The following is a 16,951-nucleotide window of genomic DNA, read 5'->3' as shown; positions in this document are numbered from 1 at the left end:
CGCTACCGGCTCGGAGGTCTGTCGGGGTTCGGCACCATCGTGCTGGCCCGGACCACCAGGTCGACCTCGAGCTCGGAGTGGACCGGCTCGCGGTCGCCGGGCTCGGCGTCGAGAAGACCGAGCAGCAGCCCCGCCGCCTGCGTCGCCTGGGCGCGCACGTGCTGGTCGACGGTCGTCAGCCCGAAGACCGGGCCGAGGTCGTGTCCGTCGATGCCGACGACGGACACGTCACGCGGGACGTCGAGCCCGAGGTCGCGTGCCGCCGTGATCGCGCCGATCGCCATCTCGTCGGAGGCGGCAAAGATCGCCGTGGGGCGCAGCCGGGGATCGCACAGCAGCCGTTTGGCGGCGGCGTACCCCTCGGCCATCGTGAAGTCACCGAGGACGAGCAGCTCCGGGGCAGGCGGGATCCCTGCCTCGCTCAACGCGTGCGCGTACCCGCCCTGCCGCGTGGTTGCGAGGTCGAAGTCGCCCGGCCCCTCCCAGCCGAGGTGGGCGATCCGTTCGTGCCCGAGCGCGATCAGGTGCTCGGTCGCGAGCCGGGCGGACGCGAAGTCGTCGATGCTCACGGTCGAGACGCCGGGCATCACGCCGCCGATGCACACAACGGGCGTGCCGACCCGCAGCAGGTCCGCACGCTCGGCGTCGTCGAGCTCGAGCGAGACCGCGAGGAGGCCGTCGACGCGTTTGCGCAGCAGGAAGTCGCTGAACACCAGGTCGCGCTCACGCTTGCCGCCGCCGAGGTAGTAGAGCGTGAGGTCGTACCCCTCGGCGGCGAGCACGGTCGACGCCGTCTCGATGACGGTGCTGAAGAACCACCGGTTGACCCAGGGCACGACCAGGCCGACGTTCTTGCTGCGCCCGGACGCGAGACTGGCGGCGTTGTACGAGGCGACGTAGCCGAGCTCGCGGGCGGCCTGCGCGCTGAGGGTGCGTGCGGTCTCGGAGACATGCCCGCGCCCGCTGAGGGCCCGAGAGACGGTAGCGACCGAGAGGCCTGCCCGCTCGGCGACCTCCTTGATCGTCACCGCCTTGCTCGACACCGCCTCACGCCCCCTCAGGGGTGGGCTCGCCCGCAGGACGCAGACGAAGCCACACGGTCGCGTCGGACGTGAGGTGTCCGTCGACCACGGCGTCGGGGGTGCTGGCGAGGAGGACCTCGTGACCGTCGACCGGGACCGGGTCGGAGGAGAGGTTTGCCAGCACGAGCACCTCCCCGTTCACGAGTCCGAGCACCGCGTCATCGGTGCGGGACCACGCTAGCGAACCCGATCCGAGCCCGAGGGACTTTCTCAGGTCGAGCGCGGCCGTGTAGAGCGACAGCGTCGAGGCCGGGTCACGTCGCTGCACGTCCCGGGCGTACGAGGCCCACTGCGCCGGCTGCGGGAGCCAGCTCTCGCCGGTCGCGTTGAACCCGTACGCCGGCGCGTCGGCCTCCCACGGGATGGGGACACGGCAGCCGTCGCGGCCGGTCACCGCGCCGCCGCTGCGGAGGAAGTACGGGTCGCGGCGCTGCGCGGCGGGGATGTCGAGCACCTCGGGCAGCCCGAGCTCTTCCCCCTGATAGAGGTACACCGCGCCCGGCAGGGAGAGCATCAGGAGCGCGGCCGCGCGCGCACGACGCTCACCTCGTACGGGGTCGAGGCCGGTGGCCTCCGTGATGCCGTGCCCCGTCTCGACCGACCCGGCCGGCAGCGCGAAGCGTGTCGCGTGCCGGACGACGTCGTGGTTGGAGAGCACCCACGTGCTCGGCGCTCCCACTCCCCCGAACGCCGCCAGCGACTCGTCGATGACCGCACGCAGCGCACGGGCGTCCCACGGCGTGTGGAGGTAGGCGAAGTTGAAGGCCTGGTGCATCTCGCGCGGGCGCACCCACTTTGCGGCCCGGGTCAGCGGTGTGACGTTCGCCTCGGCGCACAGGATGCGGTCGGAGCCCCACGTCTCCAGGCGAGCACGCCAGCGCTCGTAGATCCGGTGGACGCCGGGCTGGTCGAACATCGGCGCGTCCTCGCCCGGGAAGCCCGGGCTGCTCGCGCCATCGGCCCTGCCACCCCAGTTCGGAAGTCCTGGCGCCTTCACGAGCGCGTGCGCCACGTCCACCCGGAAGCCGTCGACACTGCGCGCGAGCCAGAAGTCAAGCACGTCGTCGAAGAACGCGAGGACCTCGTCGTTCTCCCAGTCGAAGTCGGGCTGGGTGGGGTCGAACAGGTGGAGGTACCACTGGCCGGGGAGGCCGTCCGCCTCCGTCACCCGCGTCCACGCCGGGCCGCCGAAGTGCGAGCGCCAGTCGTTGGGAGGCAGCTCGCCGGACTCTCCCGCGCCGTCGCGGAAGACGAAGCGGGCACGCTCGCGGCTGCCCGGTGCCGCGGCGAGCGCGGCGGCAAACAGCGGGTGGTCGCTCGAGGCGTGGTTGGGGACGAGGTCGATGATCACCCTCAGCCCGAGGGCGCGCGCCTCACCCACCAGCAGGTCGAAGTCGTCGAGCGAGCCGAACATCGGGTCGACGTCGCAGTAGTCGCTCACGTCGTACCCGCCGTCACGCTGCGGCGAGGGGTAGAAGGGCGAGAGCCAGACCGCGTCGACGCCGAGCTCGGCGAGCGACGAGAGGTGTCGCGTGATCCCGCGAAGGTCACCCGTGCCATCGCCGTCGCCGTCGGCGAACGACCGCGGATAGACCTGGTAGACGACGGCATCACGCCACCATCCACCCCGCTCCGTACGATCCTCCGTGGCCGCCGGCCCGTCGATCCGAGGCGCAACCTCGACCGCCATGCTCTCTCCTCCGTCGTGTCGAACGTCACTGAATTGGAAGCGATTACAACACATCTCCGCGGCGCTCTCCAGCACGAGCCTCCGAAGCTGGTGGCGCCCTCCCCTGAAAAACCAGGGCACTGACCAGCCCGTTATCGAAATGTTGCGAGCATGTTTCGCCGCGCCTCTTGCCGAGCACGGCGTATCTGACCTAGAAATGGAAGCGATTCCACACCTTGAAGGGAGCATCATGCTGGTGAACTCGAGGGGCGCACTCACCGCAGGCGTCCTCGCCGCGGCATCCGCCCTCCTGCTGAGCGCGTGCGGCGGCTCGGCAGAAGACGACAAGAAGGACGGCGACAGCGGCGCCACCTCGACCCTGTCCATGTGGGTCGACGCCGAGCGTGCGCCCGCCCTCAAGGACGCCGTCGCGTCATTCAAGGAGGACAAGGGCGTCGAGGTCAAGCTCGTCATCAAGGACTTCCAGGCCGCTCGCGACGACTTCATCACCCAGGTCTCCGCCGGCAAGGGCCCGGACCTGATCGTCGGCCCGCACGACTGGGTCGGCAAATTCGTCCAGAACGGCGTCGTCGCGCCGCTCGAGCTCGGCGACAAGGCCTCGCAGTTCGAGGACGCGGCCGTCCAGGCCATGACGTTCGAGGGCAAGACCTACGGCCTGCCGTATGCGATCGAGAACGTCGCCCTGGTCCGCAACACCGCGCTGCTCCCCGAGCCGACGGCGACGATGGACGACGTCGTCGCGGCCGGCAAGAAGGTCGTCGACTCCGGCAAGGCGAAGTATCCGTTCCTCGTCGGGCTCGACCCCAAGCAGGGCGATCCCTACCACCTCTACGGCATCCAGACCTCGTACGGCGCTCCCGTCTTCGAGCGCAACGCCGAGGGCGACTACGACCCGACCAAGCTCGGTCTGGGCAACCCCGGCGGCGTCGAGTTCGCCAAGGACCTGGCCGCGTGGTCGAAGGCCGGCGCGTTCAACGCCAACATCACCGGCGACATCGCCAAGGATGCCTTCAACAAGGGCGAGTCCCCGTACTTCCTCACCGGCCCGTGGAACATCCCGGACATGCAGAAGGCCGGGATCGAGATCGCGATCGACCCGATCCCGACCGGTGGCTCCGAGGCAGCCACCCCGTTCATCGGCGTCAACGGCTTCTTCATCAGCGCCAAGGCGAAGAACGCGCTCGCGGCGAGCGAGTTCGCGCTCAACTACCTCAGCACCGAGGACGCCCAGGACGCGCTGTTCGCCCAGGGCGGGCGTCCGCCGGCCCTGAAGGCGTCGTTCGAGAAGGCGGCGTCCGACCCGATCGTCGCGGCGTTCGGCGAGATCGGCAAGACCGGCGCTCCGATGCCCGCCATCGCGCAGATGGACGCGGTCTGGGCCGACTGGGGCGCGACCGAGCTCGACATCATCAAGGGCAAGGCCAACCCGGCGCAGGCCTGGCCGAAGATGGTCACCAGCGTCCAGGCGAAGGTCGCCGGCTGACCTCGTCCTGACGGCCGGGGAGCGGGTCCTCTGCTCCCCGGCCGCCCTGACTCCCCCCGTACGTTCCCCAGGAGGGGCCTCACCTCATGACGCTCACCGACGAACCCCGCACCGAGGGCTCGGGATCTCCGGACCAGCGACCGGGCCGTCGTGGCCCGTGGGCGTGGTTGAGCCGTCCGGGCGAGACCGACGGGCTCGTCGGCATCCTCGTCAAGATCGTGCTGCTCGCGGTCGTCGACGCCTTCGCGCTGTACGCGGTGTTCCTGCTCGCCGCGCAGGACGAGTGGCTCGTCCTCGCGATCGGCGTGGTGCTCACCGTCGCGGTCAACGTCATCTACTTGCGCCGAGACGGCCTCCCCGCGAAGTACCTCGCTCCCGGCATCGTGCTCCTGCTGGTCTTCCAGGTGTTCGTGATGGTCTACACCGGCTTCATCGCGTTCACGAATGCCGGCGACGGCCACCTCGGGAGCAAGGACGACGCGGTCGCAGCGATCTCGACGAAGGGCCAGGAACGGGTTCCCGACTCCCCCCAGTACCAGCTCTCCGTGCTCGAACGCCGCGGTGAGCTCGCCTTCCTCCTGACCGCTCCCGACGGAGCGGTCACGGTCGGTTCGTCCGACGAGCCGCAGGAGCCCACCGACGACGCCGAGACCGATGGTTCGGGCAAGGCGGTCGGCCTCGACGGCTACACGTCGCTCTCGTTCGAGGAGCTGCTCCAGCGCCAGGACGAGATCCTCGAGGTGGCGGTCCCGGTCTCCGACGACCCGGCCGACGGCAGCCTCCGTACGGCCGACGGCAGCAGCGCGTACGAGTACCGCTCCCACCTCCGCTACGACGCCGCGACCGACAGCGTCACGGACACCACGACCGGGGTCGTCTACCGCGACGAGGGGGACGGCGCCTTCGTCTCCGCCGACGGCGACGAGCTGGTGCCCGGATGGCAGATCAACGTCGGCTTCGACAACTTCCGCCGGGCGGCCGAGACCCCGCAGCTGCGCGACTCGCTCGTGTCGGTGATCGCGTGGACGTTCGTCTTCGCGACGCTGTCGGTGGTGCTCTGCTTCGGCCTCGGACTGTTCCTCGCGACCGTCTTCAACGTCGCGCGGATGCGGGGCAAGAAGTTCTACCGGGTGATGCTGATCCTCCCGTACGCGTTCCCCGCGTTCCTGTCCGGTCTCGTCTGGTCGGGGATGCTCAACGCGGAGTTCGGCTTCATCAACCAGGTGCTGCTCGGCGGCGCCGATATCGAGTGGCTCACCGACCCGTGGCTCGCGCGCTTCAGCGTGCTCTTCGTGAACCTCTGGCTGGGCTTCCCCTACATGTTCCTCGTGTGCACCGGCGCGCTCCAGTCGATCCCCGACGAGATGAGCGAGGCGGCACGCATGGACGGCGCGAGCCCCTGGAAGGCGTTCCGCGCGGTCAAGCTGCCGCTCCTGCTCGTGTCGGTGGCGCCGCTGCTCATCACGACGTTCGCCTACAACTTCAACAACTTCAACGTGATCTACATGCTCACCCGCGGCGGCCCTCGCTTCGAGGACACCACCAACGACGTCGGCGCGACCGACCTGCTGATCACGATGGTCTACAAGGTTGCGTTCGGCACGGGCACGGGCCGCGACTACGGGCTCGCGAGCGCGCTGGCGATCATCATCTTCGTCGTCATCGGTGTGATCTCCGCGCTGCTGTTCCGCCGTACGAAGGCACTGGAGGACATCCACTGATGAGCACCGTCCCCGCACCACGCCGCCGTACCTTCCGTCGGTGGTTCGCCACGCTCGGCTGGCGACACGTCGTCGGCATCGTCGTCACCGCGTACGCCGCGTTCCCGCTGCTGTACGTCCTGTCGGCGTCGCTCGACCCGTCCGGCACGCTGGCCGGCAGCAGCCGTTTGTTCGCCACGATCGACCTCGGCAACTACCGCGAGCTGTTCACCGACCCGTCCCGGCCGTACGGCAAGTGGTTCGTCAACACCCTGGTCGTCGGCGGCATCACAGCCATCGGCACCGTCTTCCTCGGCGCACTCGCGGCGTACGCGTTCTCACGGATGCGGTTCACCGGCCGCCGCTTCGGGCTGATGTCGCTGATGCTGATCCAGATGTTCCCGCAGATGCTCGCCGTCGTCGCGATCTTCATCCTCATGTCGACGATCGGTGACGTCTTCCCCTCGCTCGGGATCGGCACACACGCCGGCCTGATCCTCGTCTACCTCGGCGGCGCGCTCGGTGTGAACACGTACCTCATGTACGGCTTCTTCAACACCGTGCCCGTCTCGATCGACGAGGCCGCGAGGCTGGACGGGGCGAGCCACGCGCAGATCTTCTTCGGGATTATCCTGCGGCTTGTGACGCCGATCCTCGCGGTCGTCGGGCTGCTCGCGTTCATCACGGCGACGAGCGAGTTCGTGATCGCGAGCGTGTTCCTGACCGACCCGGACCAGCAGACGCTCTCGGTCGGGCTCTTCGGCTACGTCTCGGAGCAGACGTCGACCAACTGGACGATCTTCGCCGCCGGCGCCGTGCTCGCGGCGATCCCGGTCATGGTGGTCTTCCTCGCCCTGCAGCGCTACATCGTCAACGGGCTGGTGTCCGGCTCGGTGAAGTAGCCGGTCCGGGTCTGGGAAACCGCAGGACGAGGTGTGCGGCGACGCCGGCGACCAGCGCCCAGAACGCCGCGCCGATCCCCGCGACGGTCACGCCGCTGGCCGCCACGACGAAGGTGATGACGGCGGGCTCGCGGCGTACGGTCGCCGACATCGCGGCGTGCAGCGAGGCCCCGAGCGTGCCGACGAGCGCGAGCCCGGCCGCGGCCTCGACCACTCCCCGCGGGGCTGCGGCGACGACTGTGGCGAGCGCGGTCGAGAGCAGCGCGATGACGAGGTACGCCCAGCCGGCCGTGTGCGCGGCGAGCCACCGTCGTCTCGGGTCGGGCCCTGCCTCGGGTCCCGCCGCCAGCGCCGCGGTGATGGCGGCGAGGTTGATCGCATGACCTCCGGCGGACGCCCCGAGGAGGGTGCCGACTCCGGTCGTCGCCATCGTCGCGCGCCACGGGACGGTGAACCCGTACGACGCCATCACGGCGACGCCGGGGACGTTCTGCGCGGCCATCGTCACGACGTACAGCGGCAGCGCGATCCCGACGACGGCCTGCCACTCCAGCGACGGAGCCGTCCACACGAGGTGCGGCAGGAGCGGCCCGTCGAGGCTGTCGCCGTTTTGCGCGAGCCAGAGCGCGACGACCGCCATCGTCACGGCGAACGCCGCCGGCACGGCCCAGCGCGGCGCGAGGCGCAGCAGCACAAGCCACGTGACCACGATCGGCGCGACCATCCACGGGCTGGCCGCGAGGCCCCGGACAGGTTCGAGGCACAGCGGGAGGAGCACCCCGGCGAGCATCGCGTGCGCGACCGGGGCCGGGATGCGTGCGACGATCGCCCCGAGCGCGGGCCATGCCGCCGTGGCCACGATCAGCAGCCCGGTCACCGCGAACGCGCCGACCGCGGCAGGCCAGCCCCCGTCGGTCGCGGCGGCCCCCGCGAGCATCGCCGCGCCCGGCGTGGACCACGCCAGCGTCAACGGCATCCGATAGCGCCACGACAGCACGATCATGCCGACCGCTTGCGCGACGCACAGGACCAGCAGGCCCGACGCCGCTTCCGGCCCGGACGCCCCGACGGCGCGCAGCCCCGCGAGGACGACGGCGAACGAGCTCGTGAACCCGACGAGCGCCGCCACCACGCCCGCGACGTACGGCTGCCGTCCGGGCACATCCGACCTCGTCATCGCCGTCTCCTCGCGCGTTCTGCATACGGAACGTTCTGTATACGGAACTGTACGGGCTAGGGTGGCCCCCATGTCCAGTCCTCCCGACCCCGCCGCGCGGATCGGCGCGCGCGTGCGCGACCTACGGGTGCAGCGCGGGCTCAGCCAGTCGGCGCTCTCTCGGGCGGCGCAGATCGGCAAGGGCTCGCTCTCGGAGCTCGAGGCAGGCCTGCGCAATCCGACCATCGCCACGCTGTACGCCCTCGCGGGCCCGCTCCACGTCCCGCTCGCGGCACTGCTCGACGACGCCGTCGGTGCCGAGGTCTCCGGCGACGGGCTCACCGCGCACCTTCTCGACGTCCGGGTGCGCGACGGCGCGACGGTCGAGACGTACGCGATGCGTTTCGAGCCCGGCACGATCCGGCGCTCCCCCGCGCACGGCGACGGCGTCGTCGAGCACCTCGTGGTGACCTGCGGGCGCCTGCGCCTAGGCCCCGACGATGCACTGCAGGATGTGGCGACCGGCGAGCACGCGAGGTTCGTCGCCGACCGTCCCCACGCGTACGAGGTGGTGGGCGACGACCAGGCCGAGGCGGTCCTGGTGATCCTCACCCCGCCCCGAACTCCATCGCGTGAGACGGCCTCCTCTCCCTAGACTGACCGGATGAGATCAGGCATCGACAGCAGCGGGATCGACAACGACGTCCGGTCGCAGGACGACCTGTTCCGACACGTGAACGGGAGCTGGCTCGCCACCGCCGAGATCCCGGCCGATCGCGCGGTCGCCGGATCGTTCATCACCCTCGTCGACGAGGCCGAGGCTGACGTCCGCGCGATCGTCGAGGAGTGCCAGCAGGCTCCCGGCAACCCGGCTGGGTCGACCGTCGACGACGAGGCGGCCAAGATCGGTGCGCTCTTCACCAGTTTCATGGACACCGAGCGGGTCGAGGCGCTCGGTGCGACGCCGCTGGCCGACGACCTCGCCCGCGTCGACACGATCAGCGACCTCCACGACGTGGTCGAGGCGATCGGCCGCCTCGAGCGCCGGGCGGCGTCGAGCGTGTTCGGCATGTACGTCGGACCCGACAGCGGCAACCCCGACCGCTACATCGTCACGATGCTCCAGGGCGGCCTCGGCCTTCCTGACGAGGCGTACTACCGCGAGGAGCAGTTCGCGGCGATCCGCGAGGCTTACAAGGGGCACCTCGCGACGATGCTCACCCTCGCCGGGCTCGACGACGGCCAGGGTCGCGCCGCTCGCATCTACGCGCTCGAGGCCCGGCTCGCCGCCGGCCACTGGGACCGCGTCGCCAGCCGTGACGCCGTCAAGACGTACAACCTCACGGCGCTCGACGAGCTCCAGCTGCTGACCCCCGCTCTGGACTGGCGTGCCTGGGCTGCGGCCGCACGGTTCGACGTGGCCGTGCTGGCCGAGGTCGTCGTCGCGCAGCCTTCGTACTTCGAGGCGCTGTCCGAGACTCTGCGCGGTGAGGACGTCGAGGCGTGGAAGGACTGGCTGCGCTTCCGCCTCGTCAGCGCCGCCGCGCCCTACCTGTCGAGCGCGTTCGTCGACGAGAACTTCGACTTCTACGGCCGCACGCTCTCGGGCACCGACGAGCTGCGCGCCCGCTGGAAGCGCGGCGTCGCGTTCGTCGAGGGTGCGATCGGTGAGGGCGTCGGCCGCCTCTACGTCGAGCGCCACTTCCCGCCCACCGCAGCCGCGCGCATGGACGAGCTCGTCGCCCACCTCGTGGCCGCGTACGAGCAGAGCATCCGCGACCTGTCGTGGATGAGCGACGTGACCAAGGAGCGCGCGCTCGAGAAGCTCGCGTCGTTCACCCCGAAGGTCGGCTTCCCCAAGACGTGGCGCGACTACGACGCACTCGTCGCCGACCCGTACGACCTCCTCGGCAACGTCCGCCGCGCCTCCGACGTCGCCACCGACCGCGAGCTGGCCAAGATCGGGAAGCCGATCGACCGCGACGAGTGGCTGATGACCCCACAGACGGTCAACGCCTACTACAACCCCACGATGAACGAGATCGTCTTCCCGGCCGCGATCCTCCAGCCTCCGTTCTTCGACGCCGAGGCCGACGACGCCGTCAACTACGGCGGCATCGGCGGCGTGATCGGCCATGAGATCGGGCACGGGTTCGACGACCAGGGCTCCCAGTACGACGGCACCGGCGCGCTGCGCAACTGGTGGACCGACGACGACCGTGCCGCGTTCGACAAGCTCACCGGCTCGCTGATCGCGCAGTACGACGCGCTCTCGCCCGACGGCGCCGACGGCCAGACCGTCAACGGCGCGCTCACGATCGGCGAGAACATCGGCGACCTCGGTGGCCTCGGCATCGCGCTGAAGGCGTACCACCTCTCGCTCGGCGGACAGGAGCCCCCGGTCCTCGACGGCCTCACGGGCGTGCAGCGGTTCTTCGTGTCGTGGGCGCAGGTCTGGCGGGGCAAGGTGCGTCCGACCGAGGTCGTGCGCCGCCTGACGATCGACCCGCACGCGCCGCCGGAGTTCCGGTGCAACCAGGTCGTCCGCAACGTCGACGCCTTCTACGACGCCTTCGGGCTCACCGATGACGACGCCCTGTGGCTGGACGTCGATCAGCGCGTGACGATCTGGTGAGCACGCCCGCACACTCGCCCGAGCGGGTCGCGAGCATCCAGCGCCGTACGGTCGGCGTGCTGTCCGGCGCGCAGGTCGTCGGTGGCCTGGGAGCAGGGGCCGCGCTGTCGGTCGGGGCGCTTCTCGTCAGGGACGTGTCGGGGTCGTCGGCATGGGCGGGGCTTGCGACGACGATGCTCACCCTCGGCTCTGCCCTGCTCGCGTTGCCGCTCGCCGCGCTGGCCTCGGCCCGCGGCCGCCGTCCGGCGCTTGCGACCGGCTGGCTGCTCGCGGCCGCAGGCGCACTGGTCGTGGTCGCGGGCGCCCAGCTCGACGCGACGTGGCTGATCCTCGCCGGTCTCTTCGTGGTCGGCGCCAACACCGCCACCAACCTCCAGTCGCGCTACGCCGCCACCGACCTCGCCCAGCCCCTCCACGTCGGGCGGGCGCTGTCGCTCGTGGTGTGGGCGACGACGATCGGCTCCGTCATCGGGCCCAACCTCACAGAGGTCGGCGCACGCACCGCGGACATGCTCGGCATCCCCGACCTCGCGGGCCCGTTCGCGATCGCGGCCGTCGGGTTCGCCGCCACCGCGGTCCTGACCGGGTTGGCGCTCGTCCCCGACCCCCTGCGCGTCGCCAAGTCCCTGCGGCCCGAGGTGGTCGACGGGGTCTCGACGCGGCCGCGCATGCGCGACGCCTGGCCCGTCCTGCGTGTCAACGCCGCCGCGCGGACCGGCGTCGTCTCCGTCTCCGGGGCACATGCGCTCATGGTGGCGGTGATGGCGATGACGCCCGTCCACATGGCCGACCACGGATCCAGCCTCACGATCATCGGCCTGACGATCAGCCTCCACATCGCGGGGATGTTCGCGCTCTCGCCCGTGATGGGCATCCTCGCCGACCGCTGGGGACGCGGACGCACGATCGTGCTCGGCCAGGCGCTGCTGCTCCTTGCCACCCTCGTCGCCGGGACCGCGGGTGAGTCCGAGACACGGATGATCGTCGGACTGACGCTGCTCGGACTGGGATGGTCCGCCTCGACGATCGCTGGCTCCTCGCTGATCGCCCAGGCGGTTCCCACCGAGATGCGGCCGCCCGTGCAGGGTGCCTCCGACTTCGTGATGAGCCTCGGCGGGGCGCTCGGCGGGCTTCTCGCCGGCGTCATCATCGCCATGTGGGGGTTCGGACCGCTCAACCTCGTCGCGGCCTTCCTCACCGTCCCTGCGATCCGGATGGTGAGGGCAGGACGGCACCACGTGGCCCGTCCCGGCAGACTGGTCCCGTGACCTCGACGACCGACGACGCGCACTCCACCAAGGGCGCCTACGTGCACAGCGGTGAGGACTACAGCCGCGACATGCGCTACCTCACCACCCGCATCACCCGAGACGGCCGCGACGGCTATCGGGTCGAGCCCGGCCGCTACCGGCTCGTCGCGGCGCGCGCGTGCCCCTGGGCAAACCGAGCAGTCATCGTCCGCCGGCTCCTCGGCCTCGAGGACGCGATCTCGATGGGGCTGTGCGGACCCGTCCACGACGCCCGCAGCTGGACTTTCGACCTCGACCCTGGCGGCGTCGACCCCGTGCTCGGGTACGAGCGGCTCCAGCAGGCCTACTTCGCCCGCGACCCTGACTATCCGCTCGGCATCACCGTTCCGGCGATGGTCGACGTCCCCACCAGGGCGGTCGCGACCAACGACTTCGACCAGATCACCCGTGACCTCTTCTTCGAGTGGGCCGACTTCCACCGCGAGGGGGCGCCCGACCTGTGGCCCGAGGACCTGCGCGACGAGATGGAACCCGTGATGAAGCGGGTCTTCACCGAGGTCAACAACGGGGTCTACCGCTGCGGCTTCGCAGGGTCGCAACATGCCTATGACGCCGCGTACGACCGGTTGTGGACCGCGCTCGACTGGCTCGAGGACCGCCTCGCGACCCGGCGCTACCTGATGGGTGACACGATCACCGAGGCCGACGTGCGGCTGTTCACGACACTGGCGCGCTTCGACGCCGTCTACCACGGGCACTTCAAGTGCAACCGTCAGAAGCTGGCCGAGATGCCGGTGCTGTGGGCGTACGCCCGCGACCTGTTCCAGACCGCCGGGTTCGGTGACACGATCGACTTCGACCAGATCAAGGCGCACTACTACGTCGTCCACGCCGACATCAACCCGACGCAGATCGTGCCGAAGGGCCCGGACCTGTCCGGCTGGCACACCGCGCACGGACGCGAGGAGCTCGGCGGCCGCCCGTTCGGCGACGGCACGCCGCCCGCGTCCCTAGCGGCGGGCACCCTGGCGGTCTGACGCAGCCCGCTCACGGTCTGCAACGTGCTCGCAACCCTTGTCACAGCCACCCTGGCGCGCCTACGGTCGTGTCTCAGGCCGCTGGGGGGCGGCCGTGACGCGGGGGAGCGCGTATGAAGCACGACATGCCGTGGGGGCCATCGCCCGCCTTGGGCCACTTCACGTACTGGCCACGTACGGACACCTGGGTCTTCTCCGAGGAGCTCTGCGCGATCTTCGGCTTCGCGCCGTCGATGCAGATCACCTCCGAGGTCGTCCTAGACCACCAGCATCCCGACGACGTCGCACGCACTCGTGCGCTGATCGCGACGCGGGGGCTCGGCGACGAGACCGGTTTCAGCTACCAGCACCGGATCGTCGACTCCTGTGGCTTCGTCCACGAGGTCGTGGTGGTCGGCAGCGACCGCGAGGATCCGGACGGGCACGACCCGATCACGGAGGGGTTCATGGTGGACCTCAGCCAGGCCGGCGGCCACCCGCAGCGCAGCACGCCGATGGTCTCCGTCGAGTTCGACCCGGTCGATCTCGTGATCACGCAGTGCCCGCACTGCCCGAAGTGGTGGGCCGAGGTGACCGCGAGCGACGACGGCACCGTCGTACGGGAGTGGCACGAGCCGTTCTGCCCGGAGGTCCTGCGCTGGACGGCGCCCGACCCGGCGCTGCTCACCGCCAAAAGCACAGGGGTCCGGCTGCTACGGTAGCCGCCGTGCCCGACTCCGCTGCCCCACGTCCTCGCCACCCGACCCTCGCGGAGTACCGGGCGATCGCCCAGCCGCCCGAGGTCCGGGCGCGGCGCAGCGCGGAGCACTGGGTCGCCGACCTCTATCTCCGCGACATCTCGCCGTACGTGAGCCGACCGCTGGTCAGGCTCGGGCTCAGCGCGAACGCGGTGACGGGCCTGATGATCCTCAGCGGCTGGCTCGCTGCCGGATCGCTGCTCGTGCCCGGCCTCGTCGGGGTCGTCCTGGCCGTGTTCTTCGGCCAGCTCCAGATGCTCCTCGACTGCGCGGACGGTGAGGTCGCGCGATGGCGCGGCACCCTCTCCCCCGCCGGCACGTTCCTGGACAAGATCGGCCACTACACCACCGAGTCGCTGATCCCGATCGCGCTCGGCGTACGGGCGGCCGGCGGGCTGCCGGACATGTCCGACCACTACGGCTGGACGACGCTCGGCGCACTCCTGGCGGTCGTCATCCTGCTCAACAAGTCCCTCAACGACTTCGTCCACGTCTCGCGCGCCTTCTCCGGGCTCCCCCGGGTCGCCGACAGCGCCGAGGCCGCCGCCCCGCGCCCCGGACTCGTCGCCACGCTGCGTCGGTGGGCACGCTTCGTGCCGTTCCACCGGCTCTACCACTCGGTCGAGCTCACGTTGTTCGCTCTCGCCGCTGCCGTCGTCGACCTCCTCGCCGGCGACGCATGGGGAGGTCTCGCGGGGACACGCACCCTGGTCGTCGTGCTGCTGCCGCTGGCCCTGCTCGCCGTGGTGGGGCACTTCGTGGCCATCATGGCGTCGTCACGGCTTCGAGCGCCGACACCCTGAGCCGACTCCCTGAGGAGTGCGGAGACGGCACCTGCCACGACGGTAGGCTGTCCGGCGTGCACCGGATCCGTCGCCTTGGCCAGGTCGCGCGCCGAGGGGGTGCGCTTCTCCGCAACCGGCTCGACCGCCGGTCGTTCGCCGCACGCTGCAACGACGACCCGGCGGCCCTGGACGCACCGGTCGCGCTCTACTTCGCCGACGGCCCCGAGAACCTCTACCAGCTCCACCAGTGGGACCGTGTCCTCGCCGCGCTTCCCTGGCCCGTGGTCGTGATCGCGGCGCGCCCTGACACTGGGCGTCGCGTCCTGGACGAGACCTCGCTGCCCGTGTTCTTCGCGCCGGGCTCGTCGTACCTCGAGGCCCTCGTCGCCCGCGGAAGGCTGCAGGTCGTCGCCTACGTCAACCACCTCCCCCTCAACTTCCGCATGCTGCGCTTCGCGAGCCCCGTCCACGTACACCTGGGCCACGGTGAGAGCGACAAGGACTCCAGCGTCACCAACCAGAACAAGGCGTACGACCGGGTGCTCGTCGCCGGCGCGGCCGCCCGTGCGCGGATCGCCGGCGCCCTTCGGGAGTTCGACGCCGCCGCGCACGTCCGCGAGGTCGGGCGGCCGCAGCTCGATCTTGACTATCCCGGCGCGCCGGGCTGGCCCGACGACGGCCGCACGAGGGTGCTCTACGCACCGACGTGGGAGGGCGACCGGGCCAGCATGGCGTACGGTTCGGTGGCGTCGCACGGCGTCGCCCTCGTCCGCTCCCTGGTGGACGACCCGCGCTATCGCGTGATCTACCGGCCGCACCCCCGTACGGGCGTCCAGGACCCCTCGTACGCGGCTGCCGACCGCCGCATCCGCGCCCTGCTCGCAGAGCGAGGTTCTGACCACCTCGTCGACACGGGCCCGTACGGGTGGCAATGGGCCTTCGCGGACGTGTGCGTCACCGATCTCTCCTCGGTCGCCTACGACTGGCTGGCGACGGGCAAGCCGATGCTCGTGACCGTCCCGACCGAGGCTCGCACCACGCTGCCGCCCTCGCTCTTCCTCAACGAGGTGCCGCGACTGGAGGCGGCGGACGCGCCGCACGCGGCCGCGATCCTCGACCGGCCGTGGCCGCGCGAGCGGATGCGCGAGCTGTCGGAGGCCTACTTCGGCGACACCGCGCCGGGGGCGAGCACCGCCCGTTTCGTGGCGGCGCTCGACGAGGCGATCAGGCTCGCATCCGTACCGGTCGGACCAACCTCCGCAGCCGGCCCCGCAGACGAGTACTGAGAATCCGGCCCCGGACCGAGGAGACCGACGGCTCGCCGACCACCGGCGGGAACGACTTGCGGGCGATGCGCCGGTCGAAGTCGTCGGCCGACTCACCCGGGTCGAACACGTGGCGCAGCCCGTGTCGGTGCAGGAAGTCCGAGTAGCGCCCGAACCGCTCCGCGTGCCCATCCACCAGCGGCTGCCAGTCCGCCTCGGCGTGCAGGGCGACCGCGTCCACCCCGTCCACGTCGACATCGATGCGCCGGTGCGGGATCTCGTGGTAGCGGGCGAGCTCGAGCGTGCGCGCGTCGTGGGTCAGGACGTACGCCGGGGTCCCGGCGAGCAGCGCGGCGATGTTGCCGTGGATGCGGGTGCCGTAGGAGAACGGGAAGCGGGCGAGCGCCTCCATCCACGTCGTCGAGTCGAGAGGGAATCGCGTGCGCCCCTCGGCGATCAGCGGGTGGTCGGGGTGGACGGGAAGCCGGGGATCGGCGCCGGGACGGTCGACCTGGCCCTCGAGCAGGAGCGCGAGCGTCCGGATGTCCTGGGCGAAGTAGACCAGGCCGGGATAGCGCGCGACCTGGTCCTCGACCACCGGGGCCATCTGCTTGAGGTACGGCGACAGGTTGAAGGCGATCGGGCCTGCGGGATCGAGGTGGCGCCCGGGGTCGCGGAGCGGAAGCGTGTCGCCGTGGAGGAACATCGACGGGCAGCCGATCACGTCGACGTGGTCGCCGCCGAAGCCGAGCCCCGCGAGGTATTCGGCGGTCCACTCGCCCCGGACCCCGATCGAGGGAGAGTGGTCGAGCACGGCGCGCATGAAGCGCGTCACGGCGTCGCCGACCTGGCGCGGCGCGCGTACGCCCTCGCCCACAGCAGACTGCACTCCGACGCCGACCACGGTGACGGGGATCGAGAGCTTCTCGATCGTCTCGGTGATCGCGTCGAGGTTGGGGAGGAACCGCTTGCGGAAGGCGTTGGCGAGCGGGATGACGACGTGGTCGAACCGCTCGTCGATCTCCTCAGGGCCTAGCGTCCGGGCGTGGTTGAGGCGAGCGATCTGGATCGTCGCCTCTGATGTGGACAGCGTCCGCTGGACGGCATAGCTGAACAACAGGTTGCCGACGTTGTCGCCGACGAGGTTGCGCGCGAGGACCCGGTCCGCCGCCGGCGTCGTGAACGGGTTGCGGTGGGCCCGCAGAAGCACCTGGGTCACAAAAGTCTCC

Annotated in this window: 14 protein-coding genes; 10 read left to right on the top strand and 4 right to left on the bottom strand. The window is 70.7% G+C overall.

The window, feature by feature from the left end; genetic code table 11:
- Window positions 1-2: 2 nt before the first annotated feature.
- Entirely contained in the window at window positions 3-1,043 is a 1,041-nt protein-coding gene (locus HCT63_RS17450; protein WP_208322500.1) for a LacI family DNA-binding transcriptional regulator, read from the bottom strand.
- 4 nt (window positions 1,044-1,047) lie between these two features.
- The gene (locus HCT63_RS17445) at window positions 1,048-2,772 is read right to left on the bottom strand and encodes a glycoside hydrolase family 13 protein (protein ID WP_167007856.1); all 1,725 of its coding nucleotides are present in this window, start codon (window positions 2,770-2,772) and stop codon (window positions 1,048-1,050) included.
- Between the two features lie 364 nt (window positions 2,773-3,136).
- Here HCT63_RS17445 and HCT63_RS17440 point away from each other — a divergent pair, with 364 nt between their 5' ends.
- The 3 genes from HCT63_RS17440 to HCT63_RS17430 all read left to right on the top strand — a co-directional run bounded on the left by HCT63_RS17440 (window position 3,137) and on the right by HCT63_RS17430 (window position 6,857).
- Window positions 3,137-4,255, top strand: a complete 1,119-nt coding sequence (locus HCT63_RS17440; protein ID WP_208322536.1) for a maltose ABC transporter substrate-binding protein — start codon at window positions 3,137-3,139, stop codon at window positions 4,253-4,255.
- Window positions 4,256-4,341: 86 nt separating this feature from the next.
- Window positions 4,342-5,976, top strand: coding sequence for an ABC transporter permease subunit (locus tag HCT63_RS17435; protein WP_167007851.1), 1,635 nt, complete (start codon window positions 4,342-4,344; stop codon window positions 5,974-5,976).
- Window positions 5,976-6,857 carry a sugar ABC transporter permease gene (locus tag HCT63_RS17430; protein WP_167007849.1) on the top strand — a complete coding sequence of 294 codons (882 nt, stop codon included), beginning with the start codon at window positions 5,976-5,978 and terminating at the stop codon, window positions 6,855-6,857. The genes HCT63_RS17435 and HCT63_RS17430 overlap by 1 nt, the downstream gene beginning before the upstream one ends.
- On the opposite strand, the gene HCT63_RS17425 is transcribed toward HCT63_RS17430, so the two are convergent.
- The gene (locus tag HCT63_RS17425) at window positions 6,826-8,034 is read right to left on the bottom strand and encodes a benzoate/H(+) symporter BenE family transporter (protein ID WP_167007847.1); all 1,209 of its coding nucleotides are present in this window, start codon (window positions 8,032-8,034) and stop codon (window positions 6,826-6,828) included. The two genes, HCT63_RS17430 and HCT63_RS17425, sit on opposite strands and share 32 nt — an antisense overlap.
- 70 nt (window positions 8,035-8,104) lie before the next feature.
- Between HCT63_RS17425 and HCT63_RS17420 the strand changes: the two genes are divergently transcribed.
- From HCT63_RS17420 to HCT63_RS17390, 7 genes are all read left to right on the top strand, one after another.
- The gene (locus HCT63_RS17420) at window positions 8,105-8,668 is read left to right on the top strand and encodes an XRE family transcriptional regulator (RefSeq protein WP_167007844.1); all 564 of its coding nucleotides are present in this window, start codon (window positions 8,105-8,107) and stop codon (window positions 8,666-8,668) included.
- Between the two features lie 9 nt (window positions 8,669-8,677).
- Window positions 8,678-10,648 carry a M13-type metalloendopeptidase gene (locus HCT63_RS17415; RefSeq protein ID WP_167007842.1) on the top strand — a complete coding sequence of 657 codons (1,971 nt, stop codon included), beginning with the start codon at window positions 8,678-8,680 and terminating at the stop codon, window positions 10,646-10,648.
- On the top strand, window positions 10,645-11,916 hold the full coding sequence (locus HCT63_RS17410) for an MFS transporter (RefSeq protein ID WP_243843095.1): 1,272 nt from the start codon (window positions 10,645-10,647) through the stop codon (window positions 11,914-11,916). The genes HCT63_RS17415 and HCT63_RS17410 overlap by 4 nt, the downstream gene beginning before the upstream one ends.
- Window positions 11,917-11,987: 71 nt before the next feature.
- A complete protein-coding gene (locus tag HCT63_RS17405; protein ID WP_208322534.1) occupies window positions 11,988-12,935 on the top strand; it encodes a glutathione S-transferase C-terminal domain-containing protein in 948 nt (315 codons plus the stop codon).
- Between the two features lie 113 nt (window positions 12,936-13,048).
- The gene (locus HCT63_RS17400; protein ID WP_167007837.1) at window positions 13,049-13,636 is read left to right on the top strand and encodes a hypothetical protein; all 588 of its coding nucleotides are present in this window, start codon (window positions 13,049-13,051) and stop codon (window positions 13,634-13,636) included.
- 5 nt (window positions 13,637-13,641) lie between these two features.
- Window positions 13,642-14,475: a CDP-alcohol phosphatidyltransferase family protein gene (locus tag HCT63_RS17395; protein ID WP_167007835.1), complete on the top strand. Its 834-nt coding sequence runs from the start codon at window positions 13,642-13,644 to the stop codon at window positions 14,473-14,475.
- 56 nt (window positions 14,476-14,531) lie between these two features.
- Window positions 14,532-15,743, top strand: a complete 1,212-nt coding sequence (locus HCT63_RS17390) for a CDP-glycerol glycerophosphotransferase family protein (protein ID WP_167007832.1) — start codon at window positions 14,532-14,534, stop codon at window positions 15,741-15,743.
- Here HCT63_RS17390 and HCT63_RS17385 read toward each other — a convergent pair.
- Entirely contained in the window at window positions 15,682-16,941 is a 1,260-nt protein-coding gene (locus HCT63_RS17385; RefSeq protein ID WP_167007829.1) for a polysaccharide pyruvyl transferase family protein, read from the bottom strand. The genes HCT63_RS17390 and HCT63_RS17385 overlap by 62 nt on opposite strands.
- Between the last annotated feature and the right edge of the window lie 10 nt (window positions 16,942-16,951).

Source organism: Mumia sp. ZJ430, from assembly GCF_011751845.1.
Classification (GTDB): domain Bacteria; phylum Actinomycetota; class Actinomycetes; order Propionibacteriales; family Nocardioidaceae; genus Mumia.
The sequence above is the reverse complement of the archived record's forward strand: the minus strand, read 5'-3'. Positions and strand labels throughout refer to the sequence as shown.